The 26965-nt window shown below is 63.5% G+C and carries 23 protein-coding genes; 10 read left to right on the top strand and 13 right to left on the bottom strand.

Annotated elements, in window-relative coordinates; genetic code table 11:
• The first annotated feature begins 117 nt into the window (after positions 1 to 117).
• From ACF8FG_RS05410 to ACF8FG_RS05425, 4 genes are read left to right on the top strand one after another with little or no spacing between them, the layout of a single operon-like run.
• Positions 118 to 714, top strand: coding sequence for a paraquat-inducible protein A (locus ACF8FG_RS05410; protein WP_014591472.1), 597 nt, complete (start codon positions 118 to 120; stop codon positions 712 to 714).
• Positions 711 to 1340 (top strand): paraquat-inducible protein A, encoded by a 630-nt coding sequence (locus ACF8FG_RS05415; protein WP_144180276.1) that lies wholly within the window; start codon positions 711 to 713, stop codon positions 1338 to 1340. Before ACF8FG_RS05410 ends, ACF8FG_RS05415 begins: the two co-directional genes overlap by 4 nt.
• Positions 1340 to 2980: an intermembrane transport protein PqiB gene (locus tag ACF8FG_RS05420; protein ID WP_076403199.1), complete on the top strand. Its 1641-nt coding sequence runs from the start codon at positions 1340 to 1342 to the stop codon at positions 2978 to 2980. The genes ACF8FG_RS05415 and ACF8FG_RS05420 overlap by 1 nt, the downstream gene beginning before the upstream one ends.
• Positions 2981 to 2991: 11 nt before the next feature.
• Complete coding sequence (locus tag ACF8FG_RS05425) at positions 2992 to 3522, top strand: membrane integrity-associated transporter subunit PqiC (protein WP_019438985.1); 531 nt, start codon at positions 2992 to 2994, stop codon at positions 3520 to 3522.
• A gap of 12 nt (positions 3523 to 3534) precedes the next feature.
• On the opposite strand, the gene ACF8FG_RS05430 is transcribed toward ACF8FG_RS05425, so the two are convergent.
• Positions 3535 to 5289 (bottom strand): phosphoethanolamine transferase CptA, encoded by a 1755-nt coding sequence (locus tag ACF8FG_RS05430; protein ID WP_014591468.1) that lies wholly within the window; start codon positions 5287 to 5289, stop codon positions 3535 to 3537.
• 212 nt (positions 5290 to 5501) lie between these two features.
• On the opposite strand from ACF8FG_RS05430, the gene ACF8FG_RS05435 reads away from it, so the two are divergent.
• Complete coding sequence (locus ACF8FG_RS05435) at positions 5502 to 5657, top strand: DUF2986 domain-containing protein (RefSeq protein WP_014591467.1); 156 nt, start codon at positions 5502 to 5504, stop codon at positions 5655 to 5657.
• Positions 5658 to 5685: 28 nt separating this feature from the next.
• Here the strand turns inward: ACF8FG_RS05435 and ACF8FG_RS05440 are convergent, their stop codons facing one another.
• Positions 5686 to 6060: a hypothetical protein gene (locus ACF8FG_RS05440; protein ID WP_014591466.1), complete on the bottom strand. Its 375-nt coding sequence runs from the start codon at positions 6058 to 6060 to the stop codon at positions 5686 to 5688.
• A 199-nt stretch (positions 6061 to 6259) separates the two neighbouring features.
• On the bottom strand, positions 6260 to 6850 hold the full coding sequence (locus ACF8FG_RS05445) for a biliverdin-producing heme oxygenase (protein ID WP_014591465.1): 591 nt from the start codon (positions 6848 to 6850) through the stop codon (positions 6260 to 6262).
• A 162-nt stretch (positions 6851 to 7012) separates the two neighbouring features.
• Between ACF8FG_RS05445 and ACF8FG_RS05450 the strand changes: the two genes are divergently transcribed.
• Complete coding sequence (locus ACF8FG_RS05450; protein ID WP_014591464.1) at positions 7013 to 7504, top strand: GNAT family N-acetyltransferase; 492 nt, start codon at positions 7013 to 7015, stop codon at positions 7502 to 7504.
• A 113-nt stretch (positions 7505 to 7617) separates the two neighbouring features.
• On the opposite strand, the gene ACF8FG_RS05455 is transcribed toward ACF8FG_RS05450, so the two are convergent.
• The 3 genes from ACF8FG_RS05455 to ACF8FG_RS05465 all read right to left on the bottom strand — a co-directional run bounded on the left by ACF8FG_RS05455 (position 7618) and on the right by ACF8FG_RS05465 (position 12268).
• Positions 7618 to 8991: an 8-oxoguanine deaminase gene (locus ACF8FG_RS05455; protein ID WP_014591463.1), complete on the bottom strand. Its 1374-nt coding sequence runs from the start codon at positions 8989 to 8991 to the stop codon at positions 7618 to 7620.
• A 160-nt stretch (positions 8992 to 9151) separates the two neighbouring features.
• Positions 9152 to 10732: an aldehyde dehydrogenase (NADP(+)) gene (locus tag ACF8FG_RS05460; protein ID WP_119713509.1), complete on the bottom strand. Its 1581-nt coding sequence runs from the start codon at positions 10730 to 10732 to the stop codon at positions 9152 to 9154.
• Positions 10733 to 10885: 153 nt separating this feature from the next.
• Positions 10886 to 12268, bottom strand: a complete 1383-nt coding sequence (locus ACF8FG_RS05465) for an APC family permease (protein WP_119713510.1) — start codon at positions 12266 to 12268, stop codon at positions 10886 to 10888.
• Positions 12269 to 12550: 282 nt separating this feature from the next.
• On the opposite strand from ACF8FG_RS05465, the gene ACF8FG_RS05470 reads away from it, so the two are divergent.
• From ACF8FG_RS05470 to ACF8FG_RS05480, 3 genes are all read left to right on the top strand, one after another.
• On the top strand, positions 12551 to 13393 hold the full coding sequence (locus ACF8FG_RS05470) for a helix-turn-helix transcriptional regulator (protein ID WP_014591460.1): 843 nt from the start codon (positions 12551 to 12553) through the stop codon (positions 13391 to 13393).
• A gap of 42 nt (positions 13394 to 13435) precedes the next feature.
• Positions 13436 to 14818: an aspartate aminotransferase family protein gene (locus ACF8FG_RS05475; protein ID WP_134698364.1), complete on the top strand. Its 1383-nt coding sequence runs from the start codon at positions 13436 to 13438 to the stop codon at positions 14816 to 14818.
• A gap of 197 nt (positions 14819 to 15015) precedes the next feature.
• On the top strand, positions 15016 to 16509 hold the full coding sequence (locus ACF8FG_RS05480) for an aldehyde dehydrogenase (protein WP_076403193.1): 1494 nt from the start codon (positions 15016 to 15018) through the stop codon (positions 16507 to 16509).
• A 141-nt stretch (positions 16510 to 16650) separates the two neighbouring features.
• Here the strand turns inward: ACF8FG_RS05480 and ACF8FG_RS05485 are convergent, their stop codons facing one another.
• From ACF8FG_RS05485 to ACF8FG_RS05515, 7 genes are all read right to left on the bottom strand, one after another.
• Entirely contained in the window at positions 16651 to 18888 is a 2238-nt protein-coding gene (locus tag ACF8FG_RS05485; protein ID WP_392518627.1) for a TonB-dependent receptor, read from the bottom strand.
• 117 nt (positions 18889 to 19005) lie between these two features.
• Positions 19006 to 19995: a siderophore ABC transporter substrate-binding protein gene (locus ACF8FG_RS05490; RefSeq protein WP_014591457.1), complete on the bottom strand. Its 990-nt coding sequence runs from the start codon at positions 19993 to 19995 to the stop codon at positions 19006 to 19008.
• The gene (locus ACF8FG_RS05495; RefSeq protein ID WP_014591456.1) at positions 19992 to 20768 is read right to left on the bottom strand and encodes an ABC transporter ATP-binding protein; all 777 of its coding nucleotides are present in this window, start codon (positions 20766 to 20768) and stop codon (positions 19992 to 19994) included. Before ACF8FG_RS05495 ends, ACF8FG_RS05490 begins: the two co-directional genes overlap by 4 nt.
• A complete protein-coding gene (locus ACF8FG_RS05500) occupies positions 20765 to 21706 on the bottom strand; it encodes an iron chelate uptake ABC transporter family permease subunit (RefSeq protein ID WP_019438991.1) in 942 nt (313 codons plus the stop codon). Before ACF8FG_RS05500 ends, ACF8FG_RS05495 begins: the two co-directional genes overlap by 4 nt.
• Complete coding sequence (locus tag ACF8FG_RS05505; RefSeq protein ID WP_019438992.1) at positions 21703 to 22644, bottom strand: ABC transporter permease; 942 nt, start codon at positions 22642 to 22644, stop codon at positions 21703 to 21705. Before ACF8FG_RS05505 ends, ACF8FG_RS05500 begins: the two co-directional genes overlap by 4 nt.
• Entirely contained in the window at positions 22644 to 24401 is a 1758-nt protein-coding gene (locus ACF8FG_RS05510) for an ABC transporter ATP-binding protein (protein WP_144180282.1), read from the bottom strand. The genes ACF8FG_RS05505 and ACF8FG_RS05510 overlap by 1 nt, the downstream gene beginning before the upstream one ends.
• Positions 24395 to 26188 (bottom strand): ABC transporter ATP-binding protein, encoded by a 1794-nt coding sequence (locus ACF8FG_RS05515; protein WP_076403188.1) that lies wholly within the window; start codon positions 26186 to 26188, stop codon positions 24395 to 24397. The genes ACF8FG_RS05510 and ACF8FG_RS05515 overlap by 7 nt, the downstream gene beginning before the upstream one ends.
• Before the next feature lie 109 nt (positions 26189 to 26297).
• Here ACF8FG_RS05515 and ACF8FG_RS05520 point away from each other — a divergent pair, with 109 nt between their 5' ends.
• Positions 26298 to 26909 (top strand): TetR/AcrR family transcriptional regulator, encoded by a 612-nt coding sequence (locus ACF8FG_RS05520; RefSeq protein ID WP_014591451.1) that lies wholly within the window; start codon positions 26298 to 26300, stop codon positions 26907 to 26909.
• The last annotated feature ends 56 nt before the right edge of the window (positions 26910 to 26965 follow it).

The following is a 26965-nucleotide window of genomic DNA, read 5'->3' on the forward strand; positions in this document are numbered from 1 at the left end:
CAGGATAGTTCGCCTTTGAGGTCGTGATGGAAGTTTTGCCCAGATGGTCTACACCGGATATCAGACGCTGTTCCGATTAGCCTCTTGGCCTGATCCAAGGCTACCTGCGGGCAAACCATGAGCCAGCCGCAAGATCTGATCATCTGCGAGTATTGCGACACGGTGTACCACCGTGCACCGTTGCTCAAACATCAACGTGCCCTTTGCCAGCGCTGTGGCGGCGTGCTGTACCGGCACAGGTCACTGACCATCGAGCAGCGGCTGGCACTGAGTGTGACTGGCGGTGTCCTGCTGGTGTTCGCCAACTATTACCCGGTGATGACCATCGGCATGCAGGGGCTGACCCACTCGGCCACATTGTGGGACGCCGTGCAGATCCTCAGTCACGGCAGTATCACTTTCATCGCCCTGGTCATGGCGCTGTCGATCATTTTTGCGCCGCTGCTGCAAATTGCCCTGTTGTGCTGGGTGTTGGGCTTTGCCCTCGCCGGCCAGCGTGCCCCCGGCTTTGCCCTGTGCATGCGTGGCCTGGAAAGCCTGCGGCCCTGGAGCATGCTGGAGGTGTGTCTGCTGGGGGCGATGGTGGCGGTGATCAAGCTGGCGGGGCTGCTCGATGTGATCCCCGGTATCGGCCTGCTGGCCCTGGCCGCACTGAGCATGTTGATCATCCACATTGCCGGCAAGGACATCCGCGACTTGTGGGAACAGGTATGACTGTCCCGGTCAATGCGCACGACCTTGGCTTGTGTCTGTGCCATGGCTGTGGCCAGGCATGCGACACGCGCAGTGGCGCGCACACCTGCAACCGTTGCGGCGCCGTCATTCACCGACGCAAGGCCAATTCCATCAGCCGTGGCTGGGCGTTTCTGCTGGCAGCCCTGATTTTCTACATCCCCGCCAACCTGCTGCCGGTGATGCACACCGAAATGCTCGGCAGTGGTACAGAAAGCACCATTGGCGGTGGCGTGCTGGAGTTCTGGGAAGCCGGGGCCTGGGACATCGCGCTGATCATTTTCATTGCCAGCGTGGGTGTGCCCGCCATCAAGTTCTTGTCCCTTGGCCTGCTGCTGTTCACTGCCCAGCGTGGTTCTTCCTGGGCCTGCCGGCAGCGTACGCAGTTGTACCGCTTCGTCGAGCTGATCGGCTATTGGTCCATGCTCGATGTGATGGTAGTGGCGCTGGTGGCTGCGCTTGTGCAACTGCGCGGGCTGGGCACCATCGAGCCGCGCGTGGGCATTCTGTTTTTTGGCATGGTGGTAGTGCTGACCATGTTCTCTGCGATGAGCTTTGATCCACGCCTGATCTGGGATAGCCATGCCAACGAGGGGAGGTCGCATTGATGGGGCAACAGACTGACAAGCGCGAGGGCCCTGGGCAGGTTGAAGTGCGCACCCGACGTTGGAGTGTGTCGCTGGTATGGATCGTGCCGATCCTGGCGATCCTCATCGGCGCTTCGCTGGTGGTGCGCAACTGGATGCAGCAAGGGCCGGTGATTACCATTTCTTTCCACAGCGGGGAGGGACTGGTGGCGCACAAGACCCAGGTAAAATACCGCAGTGTGGTGATTGGCGAAGTGACCACGGTGGACTTGGCCGACGACAAGAAGAGCGTGGTGGCCAAGGTTCAGCTCTCCAACGATGCCCGTTCATTTGCTACCCGGGGGGCGCGCTTCTGGGTGGTGCGACCGCGCATCGGCGTGGGCGGGGTTTCCGGGGTGGACACGTTGCTTTCGGGCAGCTTCATCGGGGCTGATTCCGGCGAGTCGAAGGTGCCGGAAAAGTCCTTTGTCGGCCTGGAGCTGCCACCCCCGATCACCTATGACGAAAAGGGCAAGCGCTTTGTTCTTGTCGCCAGCGACCTGGGCTCGCTGGATATCGGCTCTTCAATCTACTACCGCAAGATCCCGGTGGGCGAGGTGGTGTCCTTTGCCCTCCAGGGCGATGGCAAGGGGGTAGAGATTGGCGTGTTCGTGCAGGCGCCCTACGACACGTTCGTCACTGCTGACACGCGCTTCTGGAATGCCAGTGGCATTGACATGCAGATAGGTGCCAATGGCCTGAAAGTCGATACCGAATCGCTGTCGTCGATTCTGGTGGGCGGGCTGGCCTTCGGCTCGCCCGATTTCGCCGCGCAAGCCGAGCCTGCTGCCGACCAGGCCCGCTTCCAGCTATTCGCCGACCGCGACATGGCGCTGTCGCCTCCGCATGGCCAGGCGCAGTACCTGCAGTTGCGCTTCGACCAGGCCATGCGTGGCCTGTCGGTGGGCGCGCCCGTGGAGTTCAAGGGGGTGGAGTTTGGCCGGGTCACCTCGATCCAGCTCGATTACGATGCTACGCGGCAGACCTTCCCGGTAGTGGTCGATGCGGTGATCTACCCGCAGCGGCTAGGGCCGGTGCACCGCAAGATGCTGGCGGTGTTCAAGCACACCGAGGGCGATATGGAAGGGGCGCGGAAACTGATTGGCACCTTTGTCGAACATGGGCTGCGGGCCCAGGCGCGTAGCGGCAACCTGATCACCGGGCAGATGTTCATTTCGCTGGACTTTTACCCGGATGCCCCCAAGGTGACCTTCGACATGGCTGCCAACCCCATCATGATCCCGACGCTGCCCGGCAGCCTTGAGCAGTTGCAGGAACAGCTGCAGCGGGTGGTGGAGCGCATTGCCAAGCTGCCGCTGGAGAGCATCGCCGGTAACCTGGACGGCAGCCTGCGTGAACTGCGCGCCAGCCTCAAGCAGTTCAATGGCCAGACGCTGCCGGAGGTGAAAGTGGCGCTGGACGAGGTGCACAAGACCCTGCGCACGGCCAACTCGGCCATTTCCGAAGATTCGCCGCAGCGCGAGCGAATGGGTGAAACACTGGACGAGCTGGAGCGCATGTCGCGTTCGCTACGTGACCTTGCCGATTACCTGGGCCGCCACCCCGAGTCGCTGATTCGTGGCCGGTCGAAAGCGGCCGGGCCCGCAGACCTTGAACCCTGAGGAGACAGCCGATGCAACGACTGCGCAATGTATGTGTGGCCAGCCTGCTGGTGTGGCTCGGGGGCTGCAGCAGTACGCCGAACAACTACCACACGTTGGTACCGAGCGAACCGATACGTGACAGCGGCCAGCGCATCCAGGTGGTCAGGGTGGCTGTGCCGCCCCAGGTCGACCGCCCACAGTTGGTGGTGCGGCAAGGGCAGAGCGGCCTGGCCATTCTGGAGACGGAGTGGTGGGGCGCCAACCTGGTGGATGAATTCCGCAGCGCCCTGCAGGACCAGTTGGGCGGCCCGGCAGGCGGCGGCAAGGCGTCACTGCGAGTGGATGTACAACGCTTCGACACGGTACCAGGGCGCTACGCCTCGCTGGAGGCCGTGTGGCGCCTGAAGCAGCAAGGGCAGGCCGAGCTGACCTGCCGTACGTCAGTACAGACTGCCGCAGACAACAGCATCACCAGCCTGGTGAACGCGCACCAGGCCAACCTGCGCAAGTTGGCCGAGGCGGTGCGGGGGAGTGCCCGGCAGGGTAGCTGCCCTGCATGAACCTTGGCCTCATTACTGCCGGGTGCTGGCTGTTTCCCGTACCCCGTCGGCCTTGTCCAGCGGCAGGTGGTCGAACTCGCGCAAGCCATCCTTGCGGTACGGGTCGCCGATCCAGCGTGGTGCTACCACGAACGCTGGGCTCACCAGGCTCTTGGCCGGTTCATAGCGGTCATAGCTCAACCCGGCCAGGTCTGACAGGGTATGGATCAGGTGCGAACTGCTGTAGGGGCGATCGGCCATTGCCTGCAAGTCACGCGGGTGCTCGGCCTGCCAGCTAGGCGAGGTCCACAGCAGGAACGGGATGGTGTACATCGGCCGGGTCGGTGCGCCTTCGTTGCGCCCCAAGCGGTCGTGGTCACCGGAGCTGTACACGTCTTCACCATGATCGGACAGGTACATCAGGAACCCGTTGGGGTTGCCTGCCGCGTAACGCTTGATCAGGCTCGACACCACATAGTCGTTATAGCGCACCGCGTTGTCATAGAAGTTGTAGGTTTCTACCTGGTCCGCCGTCAGCTTGGCTGGCACACCTTGCTTGTCGTTGAAGTGCGCATAGTCGTCCGGGTAGCGGTAGCGGTAGTCCATGTGTGTGCCCAGCAGGTGCACGATGATGAACTTGTTGGGCGCAGGGTCTTGCAGGGCTTTCTCGAACGGTGCCAGCACCACGTCATCGTACTGGCGGGCATTCTGGTTGCGCTGGTTGTTCAGGTACACCGGCGCGTCTGTTTGCTGCGAGAAGGTGGTGAGCATGGTGTTGCGCTTGGTCAAGGTCTGCTGGTTGGTGATCCAGAAGGTCTTGTAGCCTGCCTGTTTCAGCAGGTTGATCAGCGACGGGTCGGTGAGGAAGCGGTCCGGGTTCTGTTCGTCGCCGAACGTGAGGATCTGCTGCATCACTTCGATGGTGTACGGGCGCGGTGATACCACGTCGCGGAACACGGTCAGGCCCTTGTCGCTGGCGGCTAGCGCGTCGAGGTTGGGCGTGGTGTCGCGGTCATAGCCATACAGGTGCATGTGCTCTCGGGTAGTCGACTCGCCGAGCACCAATACCAGGGTGCGTGGCGCAGTACCACTGCTGTCTCGCAGGTTTTGCAGCGGTGGCAGTGCGGCATTCTGGGCCAGCAGTTTCTGCATGTTGTCCAGTTGCTGGCGGTACTGTCGGTAGCCCACCAGCAACTGCCAGGGTACGGCCGGTTCCATTCGCTGCTGCACTTTTTCGAGCGCATCGGCGAAGTTGCGCTCCTGGGTCACCATCTGCTTGTAGAACGGCACGACCAGGTTGGCCACCAGCAATAGCACGACCACCGGCAGGCGGCTGCGCAGTGGCAGGCTGACCGGGCGCACGCGCCGCCACAGCAGTACCGCAACCAGCGTGTACAGCACCAGTGCCAGGCCCAGCCCCACGCTGAAGTATTGGCTGAAGTACTCACCAGCCTCGGCGGTGTTGGACTCGAACATCACAAAGATGACGCTTTGTGAAAACTCCTGGCGATAGATGCCGAAGTAGCTCAGGCCCACCAGCGATGCAGCCCATAGCACCAGACCGATGATTGCCGTGGTGGCGCGGGTGAAGCGCGGCAGCAACAGGACGGGCGCCAGCCACAGGCTGCTGAGGAACAGTGCATCGCGAAAACCGGCGAAGCCGGTCGTCCCGCTGAACAGCAGCAACGCTTGGGTTACACCGGAGAAATACCAGAAGAACAGCAAGAGCCAGCCGAGGCCGGCCCAGTCCACGCGCTTGTGCGCGGCGGGTGATGTAGTGTGTGACACGTATGCCTCGTGGTACCTTGGCGGCCAGCGGTTGTGCGCGTGGCCGGAAAGGGCGTGACGCTAATCTGCGGACTGTGAAAATAACGTCAACGCGTTGAATCCTGTGACCTGCATGGCCGTAGCAGGCATAAGCTGGGCCGTTCACCGCGTTTTCCCCTGGCCGCCGGGGTATGATGGCGGCAGCGAAAACGTACTGACAGGCCCCGTAGACCATGAACCGTCGTAAGAAGATCAAGCAGCTATTGCAGGCGCATGCCAAAAAGGCCAGTGCCAAGCTGGCGCCACGCAAGCCCAAGTACATCTGCAAGGCGGACCGCTTGAAGATGGAGGCAGAGGCGGTGGGCGAGGCTTCCCAGCTGGCCGACTGACACCGCCCCTACACCGATCGCACGGGCTTCAACGGCGGTAGTAATGATGCGCGTCATGATGACGCTGGCGCATGGCGCGCTCATGGCGGCGCTCCCAATCACGGCGCCGTTCCCAGTCGCGCCGCCGTTCCCAGTCCCGACGGGCTTGTTCACGCCGCCACTGTTCGCGGCGCCAGTCGCTTCGGTGGTCGTGCCAGCGATCGTCATCATGCGCCAGGAGCGTGGCCGGCTGTTCAACGGCCACGCTGGTCACGCTCGACCAAGGGTTGCCGGCTGGCTTTAACGGTGACTGGACAGCCGGTGAAACCGGTTCGGCGGCTTTCATTTGCGTTGCCGATGCCGTGCCCACCGCCGCGAGCGAGAACACGCCGAGCAGCACCAACCTTGCGACATGTATTTTCATGAGCGTAGCCAACCTCTGATAACGAATGAGCCATCTGGCCAGCAGGTGTGGGGCGAACCTTGTCTCGCGTTCCGCTACCTTTCTGTGCCTCACACATAGACAGGGAATCAAGAAAAAGTTCGCTACAGCAACAACTTGTAGAAAATCGCTGTGGCGGTTGGTGATGTGCAGCACTCGCTAAAGCTGCCATTGCGCTTGGTCAACTGCCTGCAAATACCTCACGCAGATGCCCCCGATAACTGTCGAACGCTGCAATCGCCCCCGTTACCACCTCTGCTTCCTCCTGCTCCCCCAGCACCAGGCTGTCCAGTCGGGCAACAAATTCGCGCCAATGCAGCGCTCGGCCATCCGGGTGAGGGGCCAGGTGGCGGGCCCCCTTGTCACCCTCCAGCCCAAGACGTTGCGTGTGCTTGTAGAGAAACGCCGCCCCCAGGTTCGAACCTTCACTGCAATACAGCCATCCCAAGGCCTGGGCCGAGCTGACACGGACCGGTTGGGTGGGCGTTGGCAGCGGCAGGCCGAGGTCGCGCAGGTCTGCCTCGACCGCCGTGAAACGTGACAGCGCCGCCAACCCCGGCAGTTGCTGGTTGAGCTGTTCATCCTGATACAACGTCAGCAGGCTGCCATGAAAACGGTGCTGCACCTGCAGGAAGCGACCATATCGCTCGCGGTTCTCGAAAGGCCGCGCAGCCATTACCAGTTGATCGACGCTGTCATGATCCCTGCTGCTGGCCGCCTTCAGGCGTTTGCAGCGGCTGGGTTCGGTGAAGGGAAAAGTTACAGCGGTCATCGGCGTATCCGTGGCAATAGAGCAAGGCCCCCATGATGCTTGCCATCCTTGGCAGGCAGCAAGCGTCACACACTCGACCTGACCGAGTTCGCAATGATGGAGTGCAAGGTCGATGCTCATTTATCATGGCGGCTGCTTTTACCATTGCCAAGGATACCTGCCATGAGCGCGTTTCAGTTCCGCACCCCCGTTCCCGCCGATGCCGAGCGTTGCTACGCCATCGAAATTGGCGCCTATGAAGGGGATGAGGCGGCCACGCTGGAGAAAATCCGCACGCGCATCACGCAATACCCACAAGGCTTCCTGGTGCTGGAAAGTGACGGCGAGATCGTGGGTTTCATCAACAGTGGCTGCGCCCACGAGGTCGTGATGTCCGACGAGGCCTTCAAAGAGCTGGTCGGCCATGACCCGGCGGCAGCGAACGTGGTGATCATGTCGGTGGTTGTAGACCCGGCCCACCAAGGCAAAGGCTACGCCAAAGTGTTGATGAACGAATTCATCGGACGCATGCGTGCGGCGGGCAAGCAGACCATTCACCTGATGTGCAAGGAGCAGCATGTGGCCCTGTACCAGAAGCTGGGCTACCGATACGTGAAACCGTCGCCGTCGGACCACGGCGGTATGGCCTGGCATGAGATGGTCATGGACCTTTGAGTGGACATGACATCGCAGTGCGCGCTACCCGCAGCTTTTCTACATGGCAGCGCAGCCCAGAGGGCTGCGCATGACCTTCATTCAACCCGGCGATGCCGAGCTGATTCCAGGCCTCAAGTGCCACTGACCAGCTGATGGGCCAGCTGGTTGTGGCGTTCCAGTACGCGCGGCAAGTCGACGGTGGCCAGCTGGCCGTCTTTCACCACGACGCGGCCGTTGATCACGCTGGTATGCACCTGGGTCGGGGTGCAGAACACCAGTGCCGCCAATGGGTCATGGTGGCCGCCGGCATACGCCACATGGCCCAGGTCGAAGGCGACGAAATCGGCGACCATGCCCGGGGCCAGGGCACCGATATCATTGCGGTTGAGCACCTTCGCGCCACCCAGGGTGGCAATCTCCAGTGCTTCGCGTGCGGTCATCGCGTCAGGGCCGAAGCCCACCCGTTGCAGCAACAGCGCCTGGCGCACTTCACCGATCATGCTGGCGCCGTCGTTGGAGGCAGAGCCATCGACCCCCAGGCCTACCGGTACGCCGTGGTCGCGCATCTTGCGTACCGGGGCGATGCCTGAGGCCAGCCGCATGTTCGAGCATGGACAGTGGGCGACGCCGGTGCCGGTGCGGGCGAACAGCTCGATGCCGTGCTGGTCGAGCTGCACGCAGTGGGCATGCCATACATCATGGCCGACCCAGCCAAGGTCTTCGGCGTACTCGGCAGGGGTCATGCCGAACTTCTCGCGGCTGTAGGCGATGTCGTTGACGTTCTCGGCCAGGTGGGTGTGCAGCGACACCCCATACTGGCGCGCCAGCACGGCAGCTTCGCGCATCAGGTCGCGGCTGACCGAGAACGGCGAGCATGGCGCGACCACGATGCGGCGCATCGAGCCGTGGCTGGCATCGTGGTAGTCCTCGATCAGGCGTTGCGATTCCTTGAGGATGTCGGCTTCCTTTTCCACCACCGCGTCAGGTGGCAGGCCGCCTTGGCTCTGGCCCACGCTCATGCTGCCGCGCGCGGCGTGGAAGCGCATGCCGATCTCGGCAGCGGCGTGGATGCTGTCGTCGAGCTTGCAGCCGTTGGGGTAGATATACAGGTGATCGCTGGAGGTGGTGCAGCCGGACAGGATCAGCTCGGCCATGGCGGTCTGGGTCGACACCGCGATCATCTCGGGGGTCAGGCGCGCCCAGATCGGGTACAGGTTGGTCAACCAGTTGAACAGCTCGCCATCCTGAGCTGCCGGTACCACGCGGGTGAGGCTCTGGTACATGTGGTGGTGGGTATTGACCAAGCCTGGGATGACCACCTTGCCGGCCATGTCCAGAATCACGTCGGCGTGCTGCGGGAGGGTATCGCTGGGGCCGACTTGCTTGATCAGGTTGCCTTCGATGAACAGGCCGCCGTTCTTGATTTCGCGGCGTTCGCCGTCCATGGTGACCAGCAGTGCGGCGTTTTTGACGAGGAGCGTTTTTGCAGGATTTGTAGATGACATGGTGCAAGCCTGCGCAATACGCATCGGCGATTACCGATGTCATAGGCGCTCGGTATTGTAAGCAAGCTTTTTACTGATTGTATACAGCTCGAAGTGCGAGTGCCGGCCTCTTGGCGGCTAGAGCCGCGAAGAGGCCGGCACGGGTTGCAGCCATGAAAGATCACACCGCCTCGCGGCTGCTCACACCCTCCAGCAATCGGGCAATCCCCAGCGGGTTGGCGTTTTTCAACGCATCCGGCAGCAGTGCGTCCGGATAGTTCTGGAAGCACACCGGGCGCAGGAAGCGGTCGATGGCCAAGGTGCCGACCGAAGTGCCGCGGGCGTCGGAGGTGGCCGGGTAGGGCCCGCCATGCACCATGGCATCGGAAACCTCCACGCCGGTCGGGTAGCCATTGAGCAGCAAGCGCCCGGCCTTGCGTTCCAGCAACGGCACCAATGAGGCAAAGGTGCGCAAGTCGTCAGTTTCGGCGATCAGGGTGGCAGTCAGCTGACCTTGCAGGTGACGCAATGCTTCGGCCAGTTGCTGGGCATCGGCCACTTCAACCACCACGGTGCAAGGGCCGAACACTTCTTCCTGCAACAGCGGGTCGCCATTGAGCAGCAGGCTCACGTCGGCCTTGAACAACTGCGGCTGAGCCTGGTTACCCGTTTGCGGTTGGCCGGTCAGATGCTGGATATCCGGGTGCGCCAGCAGGTGCTGCACAGCATTCTGGTAGCTGCGCAGGGTGCCAGCGTTGAGCATGGTCTGCGGGCCTTGGTCTGCCATGCGTGCCACAAGCGTTTGCAGGAAATGCTCGAAGTGTGGCGAGCGGATACCCACCACCAGGCCCGGGTTGGTGCAGAACTGCCCGCAGCCCAGCACCACCGAGGCGGCCAGCTCGGTCGCCACCTGTTCACCGCGAGCCTGCAGAGTTTGCGGCAGCACGATCACCGGGTTGATACTGCTCATTTCGGCGAACACGGGGATCGGCTGCGAGCGCGCTGCGGCCATGTCGCACAGGGCGCGGCCACCTCGCAGCGAGCCGGTAAAGCCGACTGCCTGGATGGCTGGGTGCTTGACCAGCGCTTCGCCCACACCGGCACCGTAGATCATGTTGAAAACGCCTGCCGGCATGCCGCTGCCGGTCACTGCACGGTCGATGGCCGCGGCCACATGGGCCGCAGTGAGCATGTGTCCGCTGTGTGCCTTGAACACCACCGGGCAGCCGGCGGCCAGCGCCGAAGCGGTGTCACCGCCAGCGGTGGAGAAGGCCAGAGGGAAGTTGCTGGCGCCGAACACGGCCACCGGGCCCACGCCGATGCGGTACTGGCGCAGGTCCGGGCGCGGCAGCGGGGTGCGCTGGGGCAGGGCGCGGTCGATGCGTGCAGCGTAAAAGTCGCCACGCCGTACCACCTCGGCAAACAGGCGCAGCTGGTTGCTGGTGCGGCTGCGTTCGCCGCGGATGCGTGCTTCAGGCAGTGCGGTTTCGCGCATCACATCCTGGATGAAGTCATCACCCAACGCGTCCAGTTCGCTGGCGATCGCGTCAAGAAAGGCGGCGCGCTGGTCGGGGAGGGTGCTGCGGTAGCTCGGGTAAGCCACCTCGGCGGCCTGCGCGGCGGCCTCCACCTCGTCGCCGGTCGCCTGGTGGAAGGCGTATGGCAGTGTTTCACCGGTGTGGGCGTCGAGGCTGTGCAGCAGCACGTCACCGTGGCCGCTGAGCTGGCCGGCGATGTGGTTCAGGCGGTGTTCGATGGACATTTCGTTTCCCGTTGGCAATGACAATCGTTGGTCAGGACTGTAGGGGGCGAACGGGGGGCTGAATAATGATTAATACGGATCGGGTGATAACGAGCCGTTATCACCCGGGTTCTCGCGATGCCCTGCAGGAGCGGTCATGCAAGGCGTCAGGGCTCACTCGGCCATCTGCAACTCTGGCAGCTTCACGCGCAACGCCCGGGTCAGCCCCAGTAGCACCAACAGGCCCAACGCCATCCAGCACAGGCCGATGGCGAACGACAGGCTGGTCAGGCTGCTCCACAGCCACAGCGTGCTGAGAAAGCCCAGGCCGGGAATGGCGCCGTACAGCAGGTAGTTGCGGTAACCGCGTAGTTTCTGGTCAACCAGGTAGTGCTTGACCACCGCCAGGTTCACCGCCGAAAAGGCGAACAGTGCGCCAAAGCTGATCATGTTCGCCACGGTATCCAGGGTGATCACCAGGGCGATCAGCGACAGCAGGCTGACCACCAGGATGGCAGTGGCCGGCACGCGCTTTTTCGTCACCAGCTGGCCGAATGCCCGCGGCAAGGCGCCGTCGCGGCCCATGGCGAACAGTACGCGCGACACGCTGGCCTGGGACACCATGGCCGAGGCGAAGCAGCCCGCCACGTAGGTAGCGGTGAAGGCGGTTACCAGCAGCTCGCCGCCCACCCGGCGCATCACGTCGACCGACGCCGAATCCGGGTCGGCGAAGCTGCCCCAGTCGGGGAATACCATCTGTGCGCAATAAGACACCACCAGAAACAGCAGGCCGCCGATCAACGACACCGCCAGAATCGCCACGGGAATGCGGTAGGTCGGGTTACTGGTTTCCTCAGCCATGGTCGACACCGCATCGAAGCCGAGGAACGACAGGCACAGCACGGCGGCGCCGGTCATGATCAACGGCACACTGAAGCCTTCGTGGTGCAAGGGGGCCAGCAGCGACACCGGCTCCGCCTGTCCGCTGAGCTTGAGAATGGACAAAGCGACGAAGACGATGATGAACACCAGTTGCACCACCACCAGGATCCAGTTGACCCGAGTGATCGACTCGATGCCGATCAGGTTGAGGAAGGTGACCAGGGCAATGGAACCCGCTACCCACACCCAGGCATGGATGGTCGGGAAGTATTCCGACATGTAGATGCCGATCAGCAGGTAGCTGAGCAGCGGCAGAAAGATGTAGTCGAGCAGCAGTGTCCAACCGGTGATGAAGCCGATATGGCTGCCGAAGGCCTTGCGCGTGTAGGTGTAGACCGAGCCGGAGTAGGGGTGGGCCTGGACCATGCGGCCGTAACTGTAGGCGGTCAGCAGCATGGCGGCGAGCGTGAGCAGGTAGGCGGTGGGCAGGTGCCCTTTGGTCATCTGGGTGACCAGCCCGTAGGTGGTGAATACGGCCAGGGGCACCATGTAGGCCAGGCCAAACAGCACCAGGGCGGTCATGCTCATGGACTTGCGGAAGCGGCCGGTGCTGGTGCCGGGTTGCGAGGTTGCATGCGGGGCGGGGCTATGGGCTGTACTTGTTGTTGTATGCATTGCTAACTCCTGAAAAGGGATGCAGGACACCGCGGCAGGCGAGCAGGCTCGCGACCGTCAGGTGTAGTGCAAGGAGGTCGAGCGGAAAGCTCGCAGCGCTGGGGCGGGTTGATGCTCCCACACCCTGCAGGCACCCGGAATCACCCTTTGGGGTGAGCGGACACAGCCCTTGCCCGGCTCACCCCAAAGGGTGATTCCGGTGCCTGCAGCGCCGTGGGAGTATCTGCTCAACGACGCACCGCACTGGCGGCGGTGCCACTGAGAAGAAACGGCAGGCTTACAGTGACCAATCAATTGCTTTCAGCTCAATGGTTCGAGCACCAGGCCAAGGTCACCGAGGCTATCGGCCGGCCGGGCTTTGCCGCCAGCCTGTTTGCTGCACTGGGTGTGATACGGCCGATCCAGGCGACCACGGTTTACCTGTACCCGCACGACGGCATGCCCTGTGCGCTGTTCGAGCAGGATGACAAGGCGCCCTGGCAACCCGAGGGCAATGTCAGCCGCTACCTGTCGGGCTTCTACCTGCTCGACCCGTTCTACGGTGCTTGCGTGGAACAGGTCGAATCCGGCTGCTACGGCCTGTTCGAAGTGGCACCCGATCACTTCGAGGTCAGCGAATACTACCAATCGTTCTACCGCCACTCGCACCTGGAGGATGAACTCAATTACATCCTGCAGGTGGCGCCCGGGCAAAGCCTGGCGGTGTCGCTGGCTTTCACCGACAAGCTGGATGGGCAAAGCCGCACGCTGTTCGGGCTCATCACGCCTTGGGTACTGGCGGTACTCGGCAAGCATTTTGCCGGGCTGGACAGCCGCGCAGGGCGCTTCGAGAACATCCTCGAGCAACGTATCCATGCCGCGCTGAACAATTTTGGCAGCTCGCTGCTGACCGAGCGTGAATGCCGTATCGCCCAGTTGATCCTGCGTGGCCACTCGACCAAGTCGCTGGCCGAGCGGCTGGGGGTGTCGGAAGACACCATCAAGTCGCACCGCAAGAACGTCTACGCCAAGCTCGACATCGGCACCCAGTCCGAACTGTTCTCCCTGTTCATCGATGCACTGGCCAATGCCCAGGGCGTGCTGGGCAAGGACCCGCTGGAAAGCTACATGGGCAAGCTGCGCTGAACGCCAGCTGCCCTGCAACCCCACCGCAAAGGAAAACCAACAATGAACGCGCCTTTCGCCCCGCAACGCCAGACCCGTGACTACCAGGCAGCCGATGCCGCCCACCACATTCATGCCTTCCTCGACCAGAAGGCGCTGAACGCCGAAGGGCCGCGGGTGATCGTCGGGGGCGAACGCCTGCACCTGTGGGACAGCGAGGGCAAGCGCTACCTGGATGGCATGTCTGGCCTGTGGTGCACCCAGCTCGGTTATGGCCGTCGTGACCTGACGGCCGCCGCGGCTACGCAGATGGATCAGCTGGCCTACTACAACATGTTCTTCCACACCACCCACCCGGCGGTGATCGAACTGTCCGAGTTGCTGTTCAGCCTGCTGCCGGGGCACTACAGCCACGCGATCTACACCAACTCGGGCTCCGAGGCCAACGAGGTACTGATCCGCACCGTGCGCCGCTACTGGCAGGTGGTTGGCCAGCCAGGCAAGAAGGTCATGATCGGCCGCTGGAACGGCTACCACGGCTCGACCCTGGCGGCCACGGCGCTGGGCGGGATGAAGTTCATGCACGACATGGGCGGGTTGATTCCGGATGTGGCACACATCGACGAACCCTACTGGTACGCCGAGGGCGGTGAACTGACCCCGGCCGAGTTCGGCCGCCGCTGCGCCCTGCAGCTGGAGGAAAAGATCCTCGAACTGGGTGCCGAAAACGTTGCCGGCTTCATTGCCGAACCCTTCCAGGGGGCAGGCGGCATGATCTTCCCGCCGGAAAGCTACTGGCCGGAAATCCAGCGTATCTGCCGCCAGTACGACGTGCTGTTGTGCGCCGATGAGGTGATCGGTGGCTTTGGCCGCACCGGCGAATGGTTCGCCCATGAATACTTCGGCTTCGAGCCCGACACCCTGTCGATTGCCAAGGGCCTGACCAGTGGCTATGTGCCCATGGGTGGCCTGGTGCTTGGCAAGCGCATTGCCGAGGCGTTGGTGGAACGCGGCGGGGTATTTGCCCACGGCCTGACCTATTCCGGCCACCCGGTGGCGGCGGCAGTGGCCATCGCCAACCTGAAGGCGCTGCGTGACGAAGGCATCGTGCGCCAGGTGAAGGACGACACGGGGCCGTACCTGCAGCGCATTCTGCGGGAAGTGTTTGCCGACCACCCATTGATCGGCCAGGTGCAAGGGGCCGGACTGGTGGCGGCGCTGCAGTTCGCCGAGCACAAGCCGACGCGCAAGCGCTTTGCCAACGAGAACGACCTGGCCTGGCAGTGCCGCACCTTTGGTTTCGAGGAAGGGGTGATCATTCGCTCGACTCTGGGCCGGATGATCATGGCCCCGGCCTTGATCGCCAACCACAGCGAGCTGGATGAGCTGGTGGAGAAGACCCGGATAGCCGTAGACCGCACGGCGCGGCTGGTCGGCAAGCTCTAAGCCGTTGCCAAGGGCAACCGGTTTCCCCTGTGGGAGCGGGCATGCCCGCGAACACCGGCGAAGCCGGTGCCATCCTCCGTGTCGCCTGAATCGCGGGCACGCCCGCTCCCACAGAGGAGGCGCGGCGCGCTTGCGGACTGTGTGGTACCTGTCACTTCCGCAAAAAATGATCGCCACCGCGGTCGCCTGGAGTACAAATGTACACCCTCGAATTCTGGCAACAACGCGCCTCGGACCTGTACCTGCCATCCAAAGCGCTGATCAGTGGCAAACCCGTCAACGCACGGGATGGCGCTACCTTCGCAGCCATCAACCCCGCCACCAACAACGTAATGGCACAGGTTGCCGCCTGCGGCCATGCCGAGGTCGACCTGGCCGTCGCCAGCGCCCGTCGAGCCTTCGAGCAAGGCCCCTGGCCGCGCATGGCGCCGGGCGAGCGCAAGAAAGTGCTGCTGCGCCTGGCCGAGCTGATCATGGCCCATCGTGAAGAACTGGCGTTGCTGGACTCGCTGAACATGGGCAAGCCGGTGATGGACGCCTACAACATAGACGTGCCGGGCTCGGCACATGTGTTCGGCTGGTACGGTGAAGCGCTGGACAAGCTGTACGACCAGGTGGCGCCCACGGCGCCCACGGCGCTGGCCACCATCACCCGCGAAGCACTGGGTGTGGTCGCGGCTGTGGTGCCGTGGAATTTTCCCCTCGACATGGCCGCCTGGAAGCTGGCCCCGGCGCTGGCTGCCGGTAACAGTGTGGTACTCAAGCCCGCCGAGCAATCACCGTTTTCGGCCCTGCGCCTGGCCCAACTGGCGCTGGAAGCAGGGTTGCCGGAAGGCGTACTGAACGTGGTGCCGGGCCTGGGCGAGCAGGCCGGGCAGGCGCTGGGCCTGCACCCGGATGTGGACTGCCTGGTCTTCACCGGCTCCACCCAGGTGGGCAAGTACTTCATGCAGTACTCGGCGCAGTCCAACCTCAAGCAGGTGTGGCTGGAGTGCGGCGGCAAGAGCCCAAACCTGGTGTTCGACAACTGCCAGGACCTGGACCTGGCTGCGGAAAAGGCCGCCTTCGGCATTTTCTTCAACCAGGGCGAGGTGTGTTCGGCCAACTCGCGGCTGTACGTGCAGCGTGCCATCCACGATGAGTTCATCGAGCGCCTGCAGGCCAAGGCTCGCCAGTGGCTGCCCGGTAACCCGCTGGATCCGGCGAGCCGCGCCGGGGCCATTGTCGATGCCGAGCAGACCGGCCGTATCGAGGCTGCCATCGTGCGCGCCGGGCAAGAGGGCGCACGGTTGGTGTGTGGCGGTCGGCGCCTGACCATCGAAGGGTCGGACAACTACATCGAGCCCACCATTTTTGCCGGTGTCGAGGGCCGCATGGGCCTGGCGCGGGAGGAGGTGTTCGGCCCGGTACTGGCGGTCAGCGCCTTCGACACGGAAGAAGAAGCCGTGCGCCTGGCCAACGACAGCATCTATGGCCTGGCAGCCTCGGTGTGGAGCGACGACTTCAACCAGGTGCACCGGGTAGCGCGGGCGTTGAAAGCCGGTACCGTATCGGTGAACACGGTCGATGCGCTGGATGTGACGGTGCCGTTCGGTGGGGGCAAGCAGTCGGGGTTTGGCCGCGATCTGTCACTGCATTCGTTCGACAAGTATTCGCAACTCAAGACCACCTGGTACCAGTTGCGCGGCTGATGTATTGATCATTGACCGCGTCGTCTGCTTCGCGGGCATGCCCGCTCCCACAGGTTCAGCACAAGTCTGAGGGTTGTGCTGGACCTGCGGGAGCGGGCGCGCCCGCGAAGAGGCCGTATCTGGCGCCGCAGCGGGACCCGGTTAGAAGTCCACGCTAGCCGAAAGCTGATAGGTCCGCGGCGCCCCCAACCCCAGGGTCTGGGTCAGTGGCACACCCCAGTAGTCCTTGTCCCCCAGGTTGGCGATGTTCGCTCGCAAGGTGACCGGCTTGTTGGCGACCTGGGTCACAAAGCGGGCGCCAACGTCGAAGATCGTGTAACCCGGAATCGACAGGCTGTTCTCGGCATTGATGTATTGCTTGGACTGTGAGGTCACGTTGCCGGTCAGGGTCAGCCCATCCAGGCCGGGGATGTCCCACTCCATGCCCAGCTTGCCCTGCACCTTGGGGTAGGCCGTGGCGGTCTTGCCATCGTTGGCACCGCCTGCGGTCTTGGTCAGCTTGGGGTCGACATAAGCCACGCCCCCCATCAGGCGCACGTCGGGCAGAGGGGCACCGAAGAAGCTCCATTCCACGCCCCGATTACGCTGCTCGCCACCGAACGAAAAGATGTTGGTGACCGGGTCGGTGTAGCTGCCCGGGCGCTTGATTTCATACAGCGCCAAGGTGTGGCTGAAGGTGCCCAGGTCGAGCTTGAGGCCGATTTCCTTCTGTTTTGATTTGTACGGCGCGAACACGTCGCCATAGTTGGCAGCGGTGATCGGTGCGGCCGCGCCTTTGCTCAGGCCTTCGATGTAGTTGGCGTACAGCGACAGCTCATCGGTCAGCTTGAACAGGATGGCCCCGGCGGGGGTGGTGGCGTGGGTGTCATAGCCTGGTTTGTTGCGGGCACCGGTATTGGTGTTGTAAGTGTCGGTGACCACTTCCTGGCGACGTACGCCGAGGGTCAGTTGCACCCTGTCATCCAGCACCGACAGGGTGTCGGCGATGCCATAACTTTTCAGGTCGTTTTCCGTGTGGGCAATCAGTGGCCAGGCCTCCGATACCTTCGGGCCCCAGACAGGGTTGTAGATATTGGTCGTCCAGTTCGAGCCGGCGGCGCGGCGGCCGAAGTCCTTTTGCGTGTCGCTGTACTGGGTGGCGTTGACCGACCATTGGTGGTTGATGCCGAAGGTGTCGAAATGGCCACGCAGCCCCACCTCGGCAGAAGTCTTGTGGATCTCCATCTGCAACTGGCCCATCGCGGTGGTGAAATCACCGGCGCTGTTGTTCACCGTGGCTGTGAGTGCGCCGCTGTAGCGATAGTCCGTCTTGCTGGTGCCGACCGCGCCATAGGCCAGCAACTGGTCGTTCAGCTCGTACTCACCGCGCAGGATGACGCCCTTGTCCTTGGTTTCCACATAAGCCCAGTCGGGGTTGAGCAGTGTGTCGTTTTTTGGCGGTTTGGGGACTGGCACCCCAGCGGCCAGGCCCATGCCGCGGTTCTGGCCGCTGATGTGGTCGTCGGTATCGAACAGGTCGAGCGACAGCTTGCCACGTTCGCCACGCCAGTCCAGGGCCAGAGAAGACAGCACATTGCGCTGGCGTTGATCGTCGATGGCAGTGTCGCCGTCGCGGTACATGCCGTTGAAGCGCACGCCAAACTGGTTGCCCTCACCGAAGCGCCGGCCAACGTCGACATGGCCGCCAAGCTGGGCATCGGAAGCGTAGGTGGCGGTCAGCCGGGTCAGCGGCGTGTCGCCAGCGCGCTTGGGAATCAGGTTGACAACACCGCCCACCGAACCGCCGGGCGGCATGCCGTTAAGCAGCGCCGACGGGCCTTTGTGTACTTCGATGCGTTCGTACATTTCGGGTGAGGCGCGGTAGTAGGGGGCCATGCCGAACAGGCCATCGACAGTCATGTCACTGACGCTGGTCTGGAAGCCGCGGATCGAGTAGTTCTCGCTGTAGGTGCCGGTCAGGCCGTTGCTGAACACTGACGGGTCGGTGGCGGCGATAACGTCGGTGATGTCCCGGGCCTGCAGATCCTGAATGTAGGTGTCGGTGTAACTGACGGTGCTGAACGGCGTTTCCATGAAGTCTTTGTTGCCCAGCAGGCCCACCCGCCCGCCGGTGGCCACCTGGCCGCCGGCATACACCGGTGGCAGTGGATCGGCAGCGCTGGCTTGGGCGTCGATCAGGGTGGCGGGCAATTCCGGAGCGGCGGGTTTTTCTTCAGCGGCCTCGTGGGGGTTGGCTGCGTCGGCGTGTGCGGCGATTGGCGCCAGTGTGCAGCTACCAAGGGCCAGGCCAATGAATACGGCATGTGCCAGCGGGGTGCGCGGCAGCGCAGGCAATGCCAAGGTAGGGGACGAGAGTGTGTGCAAGGTACGGATGGACACGCGATGGCTCCAGAGGGACAAATGGCGGGTTGTGTTTTTGCATTTAAAAAGCGAAGACGTAAGGCAAATGAGAATCACGCGCTCACGCAGTGACAGGCATTTGCAAAAAGGCAGTGCCTAGTCCTGATAGCCCCTGATCACGTCATCCGCGATCAAAGCCAGTGAGGTCGGGCTGGCGGCCGTGACGTACCAGGCCTGCGGGTCGACGAACACCACGCGGCCGTGCTTCCAGGCGTTGGTCTGGCGCAGCAGGGGGTTGTCCAAGGTGTCTGCCGTCATCATTGGGCGGTGCTCCATGACGGCGGTGCGATCCACCACATAGAGGATGTCAGGGTTGGCCTGCTGGATGAACTCACTGGAAATCGGCTGGCCATGTAGGCCGGTATCCAGGGTAGTGGTGGCCGGCTTGACGCCCAGGTCATTGAAGATGAAGCCGTAGCGCGACTGCACGCCGAAGGCGCTGAAGGCGCCGTTGTTGTGCAGCACCACCAGGGCCCGCTCCGGGCGGTCGCGGGTGACGCTGCGCGCCTGGGCCAGCTTGGCCTCCAGTGCGTCAGCCTTGCGCTGGGCCAAGCCTTGCTTGCCGAACACCTGCCCAAGGCTGAGCAGGTGCTGCCTGACCATGGCGACATGCCCGGTTTCGCTGTCGCGATAGTCCACATCGAAGTGCAGGGTCGGCGCCATTTCGCTCAGTTCGTCATAGTGGTTGGCCTGCAGCGAGGTGATCAGGATCAGGTCAGGCCGCGCCGCATGCACCCGCTCCAGGTTGGGCTGCACGATCGAGCCGACATCTGCTGTTTGCCCGGCATCCTTATAGCGTGCAAGAAAGTCCGGCACGAAGTCCTTGGGCATGCCCGCCACGGGTACGCCCAACTGGTCGAGGAAGTCCACTTCGTTCATGTCCAGAGCCACCGTGCGCTGTGGCAGTTGACTGATCACTGTGGTGCCCAGTTTGTGCTGTACGGTTAACGGCGTGTAGTCGCCATGGCGCGTGGTGTTCGCCGGTGCCGCTGTGGCTGCCGTGGGCTCGTTGCAGCCGTGCAGGGCGAGGGTGGCGGCTAGCAGTAGCGCCAATGGCCAGCCGTTGGCGGGGTGGTTGCGGTTCATTGCTGTTCTCCGGGTGGGTTGAAGTAGTTGCACAGGCGGCCGCGCGCGCTGTGGGTGATGTCGAAATCCAGCCCGTACAGCGCGTGCAGCTGTCGCTCGGTCACAACCTGCTCGACGCTGCCGCTGCAATGCACACGGCCACCCTGCATGGCGACGATGCAGTCGGAGTAGGCGGCTGCAAAGTTGATGTCGTGCACCACCAAAATCACCGTGCGGCCGAACTCGTCGCACAGCCGACGCAGGGCGCGCATGATCTGCACGGCGTGGCGCATGTCGAGGTTGTTCAACGGCTCGTCCAGCAGCAGATAGTCGGTCTGTTGGGCGATGGTCATGGCCAGAAAGGCCATTTGCCGCTGGCCGCCGCTGAGTTCATCGAGGTAGGCCTGGCGCAGCGGCTCCAGGGACAGAAAGGCAATGGCCTGGTCGATGGCCCGACGGTCTGCAGCGGTGAGCGCACCACGGCTGTAGGGGAAGCGGCCGAACGCGACCAGTTCGTCGACGGTCAGGCGCAGGTTGAAGTCGACCGACTGGCGCAGGGTGGCCACGCGCCGGGCATAGTCGCCGATGGCGATGCTGTCGATGCTTTGCCCGTCCAGGCGTATGTCACCGCTGGCAGGCGCCAGCAGCCGGGCCAGCATCATCAGCAGGGTGGTCTTGCCGGCGCCATTGGGGCCGATCAGCGAGGTCAGCTGCCCGCGCGGGAAGCTGGCGCTTACCCCGCTCAACACCTCTTTGCTGCCATAGGTTTTGTGCAGGTCGTGGACTGTAATCATGCGGCTCCCCGGTTGCGCACCATCAGGGCGAGGAAGTAGGTGCCACACACCAGGTTCACGAGGATGCCGACGGTGGTCCTGTAGTTGAAGACATGCTCGACCAGCAACTGGGCGGCAATGAACACGGCAATGGCCACGGCGCTGCCGAGGGCCAGGGTGACCCGGTGGCGGAAGGTGCCGGCCATCGCATAGGTGATGTTGGCGACGAACACGCCCATGAATGCCGTGGGCCCCAACAGGCTGGTCGACACCGCGACCAACGCTGCGATCAGCGCCAGCAGCAGGCGCACGTTGCGCCGGTAGTCCACGCCCAGTGAAATGGCCTGGTCGCGCCCGAGTGCCAGCACGTCCAGCACCGGTACGGCCCGGGCCAGCAGCACACACACGCCCGCCACCAGCACGGCCGAATACAGCAGCAACTGTGGCGATGCCCGGTTGAACGAAGCCTGGGTGTAGCCCAGCAGCATCGAGAACTCGCCGGGGCTGACTTTCAGCTGGACGAACTGGGTGAACGTGGCCATGACCATGGTCAGCACCAGGCCGACCAGCAGCAGGAAGTACACGTTGTTTTTGCCGTCACGAAACAGCCAGCGGTGCAGGGCCCAGGAGTAGCCGAGCATCAGTAGCATCGAGAGCAGGAAATTGCCGTCACTGCCGAGCACGATCAGCCCCTGCACGCCCATGCCCAGCACCAGCAGCGCCTGCAGCAGCAGGTACACGGCTTCGTAGCCCATGATCGCCGGGGTGAGGATGCGATTGCCGGAAAGGGTCTGGAAGGCGATGGCGGAGCAGGCCACGCACACGCCACCGATCACCATGGCCGCCAGGCGCACAAGGCGCTTGGGGATGAGGTAGGCGAAATCCGCCCCGGCGTTGACGAACACGAACAGCGTGGCCAGAGCGACCACGGCCAGCCACAAGCAGTGTCGGCCTTTCATCGCTGCCTCCAGATGATCAGCCCGAGGAAGATCAGCCCGCCCAGGCCGCCTGCAGTCAGGCCGATGGGCACTTCGAACGGGTAGATCAGCAACCGCCCGAGCAGGTCGCAGACCAGCAGCAAGGCCGCACCGCCCAGCGCCACCAGTGGCAGGGTGCGGCGCAGGTTGTCGCCATGGCGCAGGGCGACCAGGTTGGGCACCACCAGGCCGACGAAGGGGATGGCGCCGACGATGATCACGCTGGCCGACACCGTCACTGCTACCAGCAGCAGGCCCACCGTCACGTTGGCGGTGTAGTTCAGGCCCAGGCTGGTGGCCATGCCTTCGCCCATGCCCAGCACGGTGAAGCGCTGTGCGTACAGGTAGGTGAGCAACACGATCGGTACAATCAGGTAGAGAATTTCGTAGCGGCCCTGCACCACCTTGGAAAAATCACCCAGTAACCAGCCCTGCATGCTTTGCAGCAGGTTGAAGCGGTAGGCGTAGAACTCGGCCAGCGCACTCAGCACGCCGCCGTACATCAGGCCGATGACCGGCACCAGCACCGCGTTGCGGGCGCGTATGCGGCGGATGAGGGCGACAAACAGCAGGCTGGAGGCAAAGCACACGGCCAGTGCGAACAGCATGCGCGGCAGTGCCCCGGCCGCGGGCGCCAGGCCCAGCGACAGCAGGATGCCCAGGCGCGCGGCATCGAGCCCGCCGGTGGTGCCGGGTTCAACGAAACGGTTGCGCACGATCTGCTGCAGGATCACACCGCATACCGCCAGCCCGACACCCACCAGTATCAATGCGGCCAGCCGTGGCAGGCGGCTTGCGGTCAGGGTCAACCAGGCGTCGCCTTGCAGGGTAAGCAGCTGAGACCAGGCCAGCTCACGAACGCCGACAGCCAGTGAGGCCGCGCACAACACCAGGAACAGGATGAGGCATGCAACACGCATCAGTCGTGTTCCACCCTCGGTGCCCCGATGCGCCAGCCGTTGGCGGCGTGGCGCTGTTCGAGCATGCGTGCATAGTGCCCGCCATTGGCGCGCAGTGTGGCCGGTGTGCCTTGCTCGACAACCTGCCCGGCGTCCAGCACCACGATATGGTCGGCCATGGCCACGGTGCTGAGCTGGTGTGCGATGACCACCAAGGTGCAACGCCCATGCAGGCTGTGTAGCGTCTGGGCAATCACGGCCTGGTTCTCGGCATCAAGGGCGGCGGTGGCTTCGTCCACCAGCAGTACTGGTGCTTGCCTGATCAGCGCACGGGCAATGGTCACACGCTGGCGTTCGCCACCGGAAAGCTGCGCACCACCTTCGCCCACGGACGTATCGAGGCCCCCGCGCAGCCGTTCGAGGGTGTGTCCCAAGCCGGCCATGTGCGCCGCTTGCAGTACCTCGGCGTCGCTGGCATCGGGTTTGCCGATACGGATGTTGTCGGCGATGCTGCCCTGGAACAGCCAGGTGTCCTGCAGTACTTGGCTGACTGTGTCGGTCAGGCTGGCGCGGGCCATTTGCCGCACGTCGACGCCGCCAATGCGCACACTGCCTTCGGTGGTATCGAAGAACCGTGCAATCAGGCGCATCAGTGATGTCTTGCCTGAGCCCGAGGCGCCGATGACGGCGGTCATGCTGCCTGCCGGGATGTGCAGGTTCACGTTTTGCAGCACGTCGGGCCCGGTGGGATTGTAGCGCAAGCTCACCCCTTGCAGGTTGATTGCGCCGTCCACCGGCCGGTGGGGCGAGGCGGGTTCTGGCAACGGCTTGGCTGCCAGGATCCGTTCGATTTCCTGCAGCTGGCCATGGGCCCCGCGCAGGAAATCGACATGGCTGGCCACGTCCTGCAGCGGGTCGATGAAGCGGCACACCAGCACCAGTGCCACGATCACCGCAACTGCGTCCTGCGCTTGGCCACCCGCCTGATCGCCGAACCACAGGCCGGCGGCCACCAACAGCGCGGCAAATGTTGCCTGCACGGCCCAACTGTTGAGCAGTACTGACAGCGAAGCACGAATGATCAGGCCCATGCCGCTGCTGCGCTGGCGCTCCAGGCTTTGCGCCAGCAACCGTGTGCCCCCACCCTCCCCATTGAAGGCCCGCAGCACCGACTGTGCCTGGGCGAACTCCACCATACGCTGGCTGGCGGCGGCGAAGTGCTGGTGAAAGGCGTGATCGGCCCGGCGCCCCAGGCGTGCGCTGAACAGCAGCACTGCAGCCAGCGCCGGCAGCGCTAGCAGGGCGACAAGCCCCAGCGGCGGGTGCAGGATGAACAGCGCTACCAACAGCACCAGCGGCGTGACGCTGCCACTGATCAAGGGCGTGAGCACATGGGCCGGCAGTTGGGCCACGGCCATCGTGCCCTGGGTGATCACATGCCCGAGCCGCGCGGTGTTGTCAGGGGTGAACCAACCCAGTGGCAGCTGTGCTACCTGGGCGCCAATGTGCTGGCGGCCGCCTTGCAGCACCGCTACCGCCAAGCTTATGCCGGCCTTTTCCACTTGGCGTCGCCAGGCCCAGCACAGCGTCATGCCGACGGCCAGCACGGCCAACCAGGCACTGGCAGCGTGTATTTCGCTGTTCAGCAGGTGCAGCATGAGCGGCGCCAGGGTACTGATGGTCAGGCCACTGAATACCCCGTACAGTACGGTCATCAGCAGGTAACGGCGCCAGGCCGGGGCGCATTCGCCCAGCAGTCGAACGAAGGTTTTCAGCATGCTGGCGGCGCCTTTTTCACGGTGTCCTGATAACCACCCTGCGCCCACAGCCGTGCATAAAGGCCTTGGCGGGTGAGCAATTCGCTGTGACGCCCTTGTTCACACAGGGCGCCTTGGTCCAGCACCAGGATCTGGTCGGCATGCATCACCGTGTCCAGCCGGTGGGCGATGACCAGTAGGGTGCGACCCCGGGCGAAACGCGACAGGGCATCCTGGATCGCCGCCTCGCTCTCGGCGTCGGCGGCTGCGGTGGCCTCGTCCAGTACCAGCACGGGCGGGTCTAGCAGCAGGGCGCGAGCAATGCTCAGGCGCTGCTGTTCGCCCCCGGACAATTGCGCGTCTTCGCCCACCACCGAGTCATAGCCACGCGGCAGTTGCAGGATGCGTGTGTGAATGTTGGCCAGGCGCGCAGCCGCTTCGACTTGTTCGCGGGTTGCAGCCGGTTTGCCCAGGGCGATGTTGTCGGCCACGCTTGCATGGATCAGCCGCACCTCCTGCAGCACGAAACCTATGCGTCGGTACAGTTCGCGGCTCTCGATCTGCCGCAGGTCGACGCCACCCAGGGTGATGCGCCCGGCGTCTGGGTCGAAAAACCGTAGCAGCAGGCGCGCCAGGGTCGACTTGCCGGCGCCAGAGGGGCCGACGATGGCGGTCGTGGTGCCGGGGGCCAAGGTGAAGCTGACGTCATCGAGCACGTTGTTGCCGGGGGCGTAGGCATGGCTCAGTTGCTCCACGCGCAGTTCGCTGCCGTTGGGCAGGCTGCCAACCGCAGGGGCCGGCAGCACCGGGGTGTCCAGCAGGACCTGCACCCGCTGGGCCGCCCCCACCGCGTTGTTGAGGTCGTGGGTGATGTAGTGCAACAACTGTAGCGGCGCGCACAACCCAGGTGTGACCAAGGCAAAGGGCAGTATCTGTAGCGGCTCTATCCAGCCCAGGGCCACGAACGCCATGCCTGCCAGCAGCACCACACCCACTACCGTCACCGGCGCGATCAAGGCATTGGCCCGTGCCATCGCCGCAACCAGTGGGCGGGTGAAACCGATGAAGGTGTTGGCAAAGGCATCGACCGCTGCACGGTAGCGGTCCTGCGCGTTGCCGCGCCCGCCGAATGCTTTGACCAGCGGCATGCCATTGACGAACTCGACCACCGCGTTGTCGATGCGCGCCATGCCCGCAACCACATCACCCATATGCGCTGCGCTGGCCTTGATGGCACGGTGCAGAAACAGGAAGAACGCCGGGAAGGGCAGCAGCACGACCACGGCAAGGCGCCAGTCCATGGCGAACAGGTAGGCCACGGAAATCAGCACGGCGCCCACGGCGCGGCCCAGTGTGGTGAAAAAGTGCGCGGTCAGGCTGTGCAGTGTGCCGATGTCGTCCTGCATGGCCCGTTTCACTTCGCTTGATGCCCGCTCGCTGAACCAGCCGAGCGGCACTTGCATCAGGCGCTGGCCGATCGCCACGCGCAGGTGATGGGTGATGTGGTTGTCGGCTTGGTGCGCCAGCATTTCGGCTGCGGTGATCAGGGTCATGCCAGTGAACAGGCTGGCGATGCTGGCTGCGATGGCCCGGCCAATGGCGCCCGATGTGGCGGTTTCGCTCAACGCCAGGTGTGCGATGTGCGCAATGCCTGCCAGCGGTACCAAAGCCAGCATCGAACCCGCCGCAGCCAGCACCGCAGACAGCGCCAGCCGCCCGCGAATGGGGGAAAGCACACGGCTGAGCGGGCTGCGGGCTTTGTTTGTTGAAGGGGCGGCATCGTCAAGGGGCGTTGATGAATCGGACATGAAGCGGGCCTGGAAAGCTGCAAATTAATTAGTTGCATGACTATAAACTAATTTGCGAAAACCCGACAAGGCAGCTACAAGACTGTCTTCACAAAGCCTGGAGGAACTGATGCAACCACCACAACGCACCCCCGGACGCGGTCGCCCTCGCACCATCACCCGTGAACGGATTGCCGACGTGAGCATCGCCATCGGCTTGCCCAACCTCACGTTCGTTGGCGTGGCCGCTGCGTTGGGCGTAAGCCACATGGCGCTGTACAAGCATGTGCCGAACATCGAAGCACTCAAGTGCCTGGTGGCCGAAGAGATCTTTCAGCGCTGGCAGATCCCTAGGGCAGACGGGAATTGTGTAGAAGGGTTGCAGTCCTACCTGACGCGCTTTGCCACGTCGGTACAGGCATTCGTCAAGGCCCACCCGGGTCTGACGCCCTATGTGATCCGCAGGCTGGCAGCGACAGAAGCGATGATCGACAAGATCAATGACCACCAGGCGCACATCGCCCAGGCCTACGGCCTGAGCCTGGAACAGGCGCGCTGGTTGTTGTCGACGGTGGCGTTCCATGGCTTTGCCGTGGCCGATACGGTGTACACGGTGTCGGGGCGCGAGCCGCTGCTGGAGGCCGACCGGGCTGGCGAAGAATCGGAGATGGAAGTGGAGTTGCTTGAGGGCATGCAGGCGCTGATTATCGGGGCGTTGGTCATGCTGGAACAGCGGGTTTGAGCCTCATGTAACGGCTGTGCGCCTTTTACTGCCCAGGTTAACTTTTTTGCCATCCC

This window comes from Pseudomonas sp. YQ_6 (assembly GCF_043103245.1).
Lineage (GTDB): Bacteria > Pseudomonadota > Gammaproteobacteria > Pseudomonadales > Pseudomonadaceae > Aquipseudomonas > Aquipseudomonas alloputida.